Source organism: Streptococcus sp. k-628 (assembly GCF_013277475.1).
In the GTDB taxonomy this organism is placed as follows: domain Bacteria; phylum Bacillota; class Bacilli; order Lactobacillales; family Streptococcaceae; genus Streptococcus.
In genome coordinates this window covers 1-8,972 of sequence record NZ_VMMZ01000070.1, presented here as the reverse complement: position 1 = coordinate 8,972, position 8,972 = coordinate 1, and the positions used below count along the sequence as shown (strand labels likewise).

Sequence of the window (8,972 nt, the reverse complement as noted above, 5' to 3'; positions counted from 1 at the left end):
TTTGAGCAACCTACGGCTAGCTTCCTAGTTTGCTTTTTGATTTTCATTGAGTATTATATAAAATCACCCCTCTAGTGTTCATAAACTAGAGGGGGAATTTGTATCATACTATCGTTTAACGCACTTCTGCATTCACTTTTTCTTCGAGCGATGCTTGGATTTTTTCCATATAGCGTGCGACTTCTTCGTCCGTTAAGCTATCTTCTGAATTTTGGAAGGTCAAGCTATAAGCCATGGACTTCATACCAAGTCCCAATTTCTCACCTGAGAAGACGTCAAAGAGTTTGATATCTGTCAAACGTTTCACGCCGGCAGCTTGGATAGCATCTACAACTTCTTGGTGAGTGACTTCTGCCTTGAGGAGTAGAGCCACGTCACGGCTGACTGCTGGGAATTTGGTGATTTCCACAAATGGAGCAGCTGGCTGAAACACTGCTTCGATAGCTGAAAGATTGAGCTCTGCTACATACGTTTCTGGAATATCGTAAGCCTTAGCTGTGACCGGATGCACTTGTCCAAGGAAACCAAGAACTTGGTCACCGAGTAAAATGACTGCTGTACGACCTGGATGAAGGCTAGCAATTTCAGATGTTGCTGTATAAGTTACTTGGAGCCCCAAACGAGCAAATAGCGCTTCAAGGATTCCTTTAGCATAGAAAAAATCAACTGGAACTGCTGCTGTTTGGAAATCTTTTTCAGCAACCAATCCTGTCAAGGCAAAGGCAAAACTGTTGACTTCATTTGGAAGTTCTTCTTTTGGATTGCCAGTTTGTTCAAAGACTTTTCCAATCTCGTAAAGAGCCAAGTTTTTATTCTTACGAGCCACGTTGTAAGCAACTGTATCTAGGATACCAGAAATCATATTTTGACGGAGGACAGAACGGTCCACTGTCATTGGCCACATGAGTTCAGTAAGGTTACTTGGTTGAGCCGTAAACTCAACTGCTTTTTCAGGAGTTGTTAGAGCATAGGTGATGATTTCTGTCAAACCTGCTCCTTCAGCAATGGTACGAACTTGACGGCGAAGTTTTTGAGTTGCAGTCAATTCACCAGCTGTACCATCGTCTTTTGGAAGGCTGGTTGGCAAGCGATCATAGCCATAGATACGAGCGATTTCTTCAAAGAGGTCTGCCTCGATAGTGATATCCCAGCGACGACGTGGGACGCTGACTGTAAAGCTGTCTGCATTTCCAGAAAGACCAAAGCCAAGACGACGGAAGACATCTTCTACATCAGCGTATGAAAGCTCAGTTCCGAGGACACGGTTGACGTCAGCAAGGGTAGAAGAAACTTCCACATCAGAGGTATCAAGTTCACCCGCTGAAACGATACCTTTACGCACCGTCGCACCTGCAAGTTCTGCAATCATGCTAGCCGCCGCATCAAGGGCTTCGTTAACAGTTGCCACATTGATACCTTTTTCAAAGCGAGAAGATGACTCAGAACGAAGGTTAAAACGACCACTAGTCTTGCGGATAGATTTTCCGTTGAAGACTGCAGCTTCAAGGACGACACGACTAGATTTCTCAGAAATTTCTGTTGCTTGACCGCCCATGACACCTGCAAGGGCTACTGGTTTGTCTGCGACAGTGATAACTAAGTCATTCACCTCTAAGTCACGTTCTTCACCATCTAAAGTCACTAATTTTTCACCAGCACGCGCTTCACGCACACGGATGTCAGTCCCTTCAAAGGTATCCAAGTCAAAGGCATGCATAGGTTGACCAAAGTAGAGCAGGATGTAGTTTGTCACGTCCACTACGTTGTTAATAGGACGGATTCCTTCGTTCATGAGAAGGTTTTGCAACCATTGTGGACTTGGTGCAATCGTCACATTATCCAAGATACGAGCTGCATAGTAAGGCGCCTTGTCTGTATCAATGCCCACAGAAAGAACATCTGCTGCAGCTTGGTCAGTTTCTGAAAGAGTAAATTCTTTAAAGTTGACTGCCTTGTCATAGATAGCTGCCACTTCGTGAGCCACTCCACGCATAGAAAGGGCATCTGCACGGTTTGGTGTGATAGACAGTTCGATGATTTCATCATCCAAGTCTAGGTATGAGAAGACTTCCTCACCTGGAACGGCATTTTCTGGCAAAATTTGGATGCCATCTGCGAATTCCTTAGGCACAACTGAGTCAGAAATTCCCAATTCGCCAAGCGAACAGATCATTCCAAGTGACTCTAAACCACGGATTTTTCCTTTTTTGATTTTGTAGTTGTCAGCGATGCGAGCTCCTGGAAGAGCCACCATAACCTTGATACCAGCACGCACATTTGGGGCACCACAGACGATTTGACGGGCTTCTTCTTCGCCAACGTTAACCTGACAAACATGAAGGTGAGTTTCTGGCACATCTTCGCAGGACAAGACCTCACCGACGACAATTTTTGAGAGACCAGCAGCCGGTGATTCGACACCTTCTACCTCGATCCCTGTGGTTGACATTTTTTCAGCCAACTCCTGTGATGGCACATCAATGTCCACCAATTCTTTTAACCATTTATAAGATACAAGCATAATTTAGTTCTCCAGAATGACCATTGCCACACTGGTTCTTTTCCTTTCCTATCATTTCAATAGAAGAATCCTCTTCTTACCTTAATTTCTTTCGCAGTAACCAATCCGTATCTACTTTTTGACCAACCATAAAATGATGTTGGCTAAATTTTTCAAAACCATATCGATTATAAAACGCTTGAGCTTTTGTATTATGCTCCCAAACACCTAACCAAGCCCAAGAAAAACTATTTTTTGTAGCAAGTTCAAGAGCAAATTCAAACAGTTGCTTACCGAATCCAAATCCTTGGAATTTTTGTAGCACATAGAGGCGTTGTATTTCAAAAGCGTCCTCTAATTCTCTCTCAGTCTGAGCACTTCCCCAGTTGACTTTGAGAAAACCAGCTACCTCCTCTTCATGCATAATGAAATAGGTTTCGGATTCTGGATTTTCCAACTCAGTTGACAAAACTCTCAGACTATAAGCCTCTTCAAAGTATTCCTGTAACTGCTCTTCCGTATTATCATGCGCAAATGTTTCACGAAAGGTTTGTTTGGCAATTTTAGCCAACACCTCAACATCTACCATTTCTACTTTTCTAATCATTATTTAAACTGTTCTGAGAAGCGGACATCTCCTTGGTAGAATCCACGGATATCGTTGATTCCATAACGGAGCATAGCTACACGCTCTTGTCCAAGACCAAAGGCAAAGCCAGAGTATACAGTCGCATCGATACCACTCATTTCAAGGACACGTGGGTGAACCATACCGGCCCCCATAATTTCGATCCAACCTGTTTTCTTACATACGTTACAGCCTTCTCCACCACATTTGAAGCAAGAAACATCCACCTCAACAGATGGCTCTGTGAATGGAAAGTAAGATGGACGCAAACGAATTTGACGCTCTTCACCAAACATTTTTTGGACAATCAACTGAAGCGTTCCTTGAAGATCAGCCATAGAGATATTTTTCCCAACTACCAAGCCTTCGATTTGGTGGAATTGATGACTGTGGGTCGCATCGTCCGTATCGCGACGGAAGACACGCCCTGGCGAGATCATCTTCAAAGGACCTTTAGAAAAATCATGGGCATCCATAGCACGCGCCTGAACTGGAGACGTGTGGGTACGGAGCAAGATTTCTTCAGTGATATAGAAAGTATCCTGCATATCACGAGCTGGGTGGTCTTTTGGAAGGTTCATACGTTCAAAGTTATAGTAGTCTTGCTCCACTTCAAAACCATCCACGACTTGATAACCCATACCGATGAAGATATCTTCGATTTCTTCACTGGTTTGTGTCAAAACGTGACGGTGACCAGTCGCAACTGGACGACCTGGAAGCGTCACATCGATACTCTCGCTAGCCAGTTGAGCCGCGACTTTCTTTTCTTCCAAGAGCTTAGCTGTTTCTTCAAAAGCAGCTGTCAAGACATCACGAGCTTCATTGACGTGTTTCCCGATGATTGGACGCATCTCAGCAGAAACATCTTTCATCCCTTTGAGGATTTCAGTGAGTGAACCCTTTTTACCAAGGACAGAGACACGCAAATCTTGCATCTCTTTTTCATTTTCAGCAGTAATCTGCTTCAAGCTAGCCAGCGTTTCTTCGCGAAGCGCTTTTAATTGTTCTTCAATAGTTGACATAATTCCTCCATCAGTCTCTCGTAGATAAAAAGAAAACCACATGCCAAAAACTCCACTCGGAGCGTTGACACGCGGTACCATCCGTTTTCATCTGACAAGTCAGACCTTCATTTCTAAATCCATGCGCAAGTGAATTCACCCAGCTTTCATATAGAGAGCTTGCAGTCACGGCTCTCCTCCCTGATATACTTCCCTTGAGTTACTAGTCTTGCAGATTTCTATTCAATTACTACTTAGTTTATCAGATTTTTACCATTCTTGCAAGACCTATCTTACTTCTGCTTGTTAGCTTATTCTTATCTAAATCAACTATTTATAATTTCTGTAACAAAATTAAATTAATTAATCCCCCTATAAAATAAAGAGGTTTAGAATTTGATGTCTTCCAAACCTCTTTATTTCATATTTAATGAGATGTTGCCTTAACCGTGATAATAGCTAGTCATCAATAAAAAACTATTTGAATAAGGATTCTCCATTTGTTTCAATCACTTCTTTATACCAAGTAAAAGACATTTTCTTATATCGATTTAATGTACCACTTCCATCATCGTTTCGATCAACATAAATGAGACCGTACCTTTTAGAAAGTTGTGCAGTGGACATAGAAACACAGTCAATACATCCCCAAGACGTATAGCCCATAATTTCAACACCATCCTGTAGAGCTTCAGCTACTTGCAATAAATGTTCTTTCATATACTGAATTCTATAATCATCTTGGACGGTTAAGTTATTAAGTTCATCTTTTATTAGTTGATCTTTAGCACCTAATCCATTTTCTACTATAAATAATGGGATTTGATAACGGTCATAATATCTATTTAAAATTATACGTAGTCCAATTGGATCAATTTGCCATCCCCACTCTGAAGACTCTAAATAAGGATTTACTAAACCACCAATAATATTCCCTTCTCCTGAATTATACTGTGTTGGAAGAGCAGATTGAGTCACACTCATGTAATAGCTAAACGATAAAAAATCTACAGTATAATTTTTTAATAACTCTGCATCTTCAGCTGCAAACTCTATGTTAATGTCATTTTCCTTAAAATATCTTTTTGCATAATTCGGATAATAACCTCTAACATGCACATCTGAAAATAGATAATTTAGATTCTCATACTCATGAGTCGCCCATACATCTTTTGGATTTGGAGTCATTGGATAAGCTGGCATAGCTAATACCATACATCCCACCTTAAACTCTGGATTAATCTCACGAGCAATTTTTGTAACCAAACTCGAGGCGACTAATTCATGATGTATAGCTTGATATAATTCTTGTTTCGAAAGATTTTCCTTAGGTATATCTATTCCTCCACTAGTAAACGGTAATTCCAAAACAGAGTTTACTTCGTTAAATGTAAGCCAATATTTAACTTTATCTTTATACCTTTCTAAAACTGTTCTAGCAAATTTTTCATAAAAATGAATCATTCTCCTATCAATCCATCCATGATATTTTCTTGATAAATATAATGGAGTCTCATAGTGTGAAAGAGTTACAAGTGGTTCTATCCCGTGAGCATGTAGTTCATCAAACAATTCATCATAATATTTCAAACCAGCTTCGTTAGGTTCTTCCTCATCTCCTTTTGGAAAAATTCTACTCCATGCAATAGAAGTACGAAAAACATTAAAGCCCATTTCAGAAAACAAGGATATATCTTCCTTATATTTATGATAAAAATCAATACCTAACAGTTTTAAATTATCTTCTGTAGGATTTTCTGTTGCTTCTCCTAATCCACCTTTGGGTAACACATCCTGAACTGATAATCCCTTACCATCTTCATTATATGCTCCCTCTACTTGATTAGCTGCAACAGCTCCACCCCAAAGAAAATCATCTGGAAAAATGGCCATAACTTTCCTCCATTATAATATTACCAGTAATTCCTTAGAATGCTCGATTGTCTGATTATTAGGTAATACTAATACATCTAGAAAATCGTTGGTATTCGTTACAATTACTGGTGTAACTGTTTCGTAGCCTTTACTCTTGATTAAATTTAAGTCCATTTCAAAAATCAACTGATTTTTGAAAACTCTGTCTCCTTCTTCTACATGACTAATAAAACCTTGACCTTTTAGCTCAACAGTATCTAATCCAATATGAATTAGTAACTCAACACCCTCATCACTCTTCAATCCAATTGCGTGCTTAGTCGGAAAAATATTTGTAATTTTCCCATCAAATGGTGCATAAACCTTACCTTCACTTGGGATAATCGCTACTCCGTCTCCAATTAGTTTATCTGAAAAGGTTTTATCCTGGACATCGCTTAACGGAATGATTTCTCCTGATATAGGAGAAAATATCATTTTTTTATTTGAAACTCCAGCTTCAACTTCTAAATTACTAGAACTCTCTTCTTCATCGATTCCAAATATATAAGCTAATACAAAGGTAATAACAACCGAAATGACCGCCACAATTAAAGCATTTACAATATTTGATGGTGCATCAGAATAAATAAATTGAGGCAACGCTATCAAAGATGGGACAGCAAATAGATACGCTTTAACACTAGTAAGACCTGCAAATAATCCCGCTAATCCACCACCAATCATAGCTGCATAAAGCGGTTTTTTATATTTTAAAGTCACACCATATAATGCAGGTTCGGTAATTCCTGCAAGTAAGGCTGAGAAACCTGCTGCAAAAGCAATTTGTTTTGTATTATTATTTTTACTCTTTAATGCAACAGCCATCGAAGCAGCCCCTTGAGCTAAGTTTGACCCTAACATTGCTGGAAGAATTAATACGTCTGGAGTAGCAATAGATGCCGCCAAAAAAATAGGTGCAAAAGCCCAATGCATTCCAGTCATAACAATAAATGGCATAATAGCACCAAGAATAGCTAATGTAAGCCATCCAGCTACACCATACATTTGCCCAACTAGATTTGATAATCCTTCACCAACAATTACTCCAATAGGTCCGACTACAACTAAGGCAATAAAGCTTGATACTAATAATACTAGCGTAGGTTGCAAAAAACTCTTAGTAACAGCTGGTGTTAATTTAGCAATCATTTTTTCAATATATTTCATCAACCAAACCATAATAAGAATTGGAATGACTGATGAACCATAACTAGCTGGTGTCACAGGTGCACCAAATAAACTAAGAGGATTCCCTGATTGCACCATTTGAACAAAATTTGGATGGAGAAGTACACCTGCTACAGACATAGCTAATGTAGATGTTACTTTTAATTTTTGTGATGCAGAATAAGCTAATAACAGCGGTAAGAAATAATATGGAGCATCCCCAAAAAATGTCAAAAAAGCAATAGTCTGAGAATCTGATTGCAATATACCAAGCATTGGTAAAATGATTACCAAGACTTTCAACATACCTCCCCCTAACATTGCTGGAATGATTGGAGTCATGGAACCAGCGATATATTCAATGATTCTTTCTAAAATATTCCCTTTGTGCCCTTGATCAACTGAATCTGTTTCAAAATTGCCAAGTTTAATGAATTCTTTATAATAATTGGCTACATCATTACCAAGTATAATTTGATATTGCCCATTCTTTTTCATAATACCTATTACACCTGGTATCTTCTTCACATCATCATCATTGACTAAATTTTCATCTTTTAATTCTAATCTTAAACGTGTTACACAATGGGTAACTCTATTGACATTTTTTTCGCCTCCAATTACATCGAGGATTTTTTGTACCGTATCTTTATAACTCATGGTATTCTCCTATTCTATTAATCTAAATTTTTTGTTAAGCGACGAATATGAGCCATCAAATAAACTAATTCACTAGAAGTCAGCAAATAATTGTACTCAGTTTGTATAAACATTGCCACCTGTTTACCACATTCATATTCCCTAGGATATTTATTTTTCATTAATGCTAACAAGTCTTCATCATCATCGTCACAATAAGTTGTATTTTCAACCAAACGATGGGCAAATAATTTTATATGAGTTATGAATCTATAATAATCAATAGAATCTTGGTTAAACTCAGTACAATAGAAATCTTGAATGATTTTCTCAATTCCCATAATTATTTCAGTGATTTTATACGACTCTTGAAAATTATTTTCTAAATTAGCATTAACAAAATGTAGCGCTATGAATGCAGCTTCGTCAATTGGAAGTTCAATACCTAACTCTTTTTTTATTATTTGTAAAGCCCTTTTCCCAAGCTCAAATTCTTCTTTATAATATTTCGAGATTTCCCAACGTAGGGGATTCGAAATAATAACTCCTTCTTTATAACGTTCTATACTCGAAGAAATATGATCCGTTAGATTTATATAGATAATCTCATCAAAATTATTACCCAATGTTATTTTACCGAGATTAATTATTTTTTCGGTGATGTACACCAACTCCAAAGGAACGTTAATAAACATCTCTGTAAAACGGGTCATATTATCTCTATTTTTGAGAAAAAAACTTTTCTCAATATCAATTGGATTTACTTTATCTCCAATTTTTCTTCCAAAAGCTATTCCCCTTCCAAAAAGAAGAATATCGATATCTTTTTTACTTTGCGCAATTACAGCATTGTGGTTTAGTATTCGTTTTATGATCATAAAATTTCCCTTTTAAAATAAAAGGAACCTACTTAAAAACATCAAGAAACTTCTTCCGATGTGATTAAATAGGTTCCTGCTCACTTGTATTAGTGATAACATCCTTTTATTTCAATTTTTAATGGTGACATGAAGCTTAAATAATTAATAACTCTGCAACCATTTTCATTTTAAGATATTTCAATCTATTTGTCAAGTACTTGTAGAAATTTTTTTATTTTGCTAACTTCTCAAAGTAA

At 37.9% G+C, this 8,972-nt stretch carries 6 protein-coding genes; all 6 read right to left on the bottom strand.

All coding sequences use genetic code 11. The features are described 5' to 3' along the window. Positions 1-115: 115 nt before the first annotated feature. The 6 genes from pheT to HT730_RS08300 all read right to left on the bottom strand — a co-directional run bounded on the left by pheT (position 116) and on the right by HT730_RS08300 (position 8,733). Positions 116-2,521, bottom strand: coding sequence for a phenylalanine--tRNA ligase subunit beta (gene pheT, locus HT730_RS08325; protein ID WP_173307311.1), 2,406 nt, complete (start codon positions 2,519-2,521; stop codon positions 116-118). Positions 2,522-2,597: 76 nt separating this feature from the next. Next, positions 2,598-3,107 (bottom strand): N-acetyltransferase, encoded by a 510-nt coding sequence (locus HT730_RS08320; RefSeq protein WP_173307310.1) that lies wholly within the window; start codon positions 3,105-3,107, stop codon positions 2,598-2,600. Beyond that, positions 3,107-4,153 (bottom strand): phenylalanine--tRNA ligase subunit alpha, encoded by a 1,047-nt coding sequence (gene pheS / locus HT730_RS08315; protein WP_000103743.1) that lies wholly within the window; start codon positions 4,151-4,153, stop codon positions 3,107-3,109. The genes HT730_RS08320 and pheS overlap by 1 nt, the downstream gene beginning before the upstream one ends. A 456-nt stretch (positions 4,154-4,609) precedes the next feature. After that, positions 4,610-6,025 (bottom strand): glycoside hydrolase family 1 protein, encoded by a 1,416-nt coding sequence (locus tag HT730_RS08310; protein ID WP_173307309.1) that lies wholly within the window; start codon positions 6,023-6,025, stop codon positions 4,610-4,612. A 12-nt stretch (positions 6,026-6,037) separates the two neighbouring features. Then, complete coding sequence (locus HT730_RS08305; protein WP_173307308.1) at positions 6,038-7,876, bottom strand: beta-glucoside-specific PTS transporter subunit IIABC; 1,839 nt, start codon at positions 7,874-7,876, stop codon at positions 6,038-6,040. A 17-nt stretch (positions 7,877-7,893) separates the two neighbouring features. Beyond that, entirely contained in the window at positions 7,894-8,733 is an 840-nt protein-coding gene (locus HT730_RS08300; RefSeq protein ID WP_050242269.1) for a PRD domain-containing protein, read from the bottom strand. Positions 8,734-8,972: the final 239 nt, after the last annotated feature.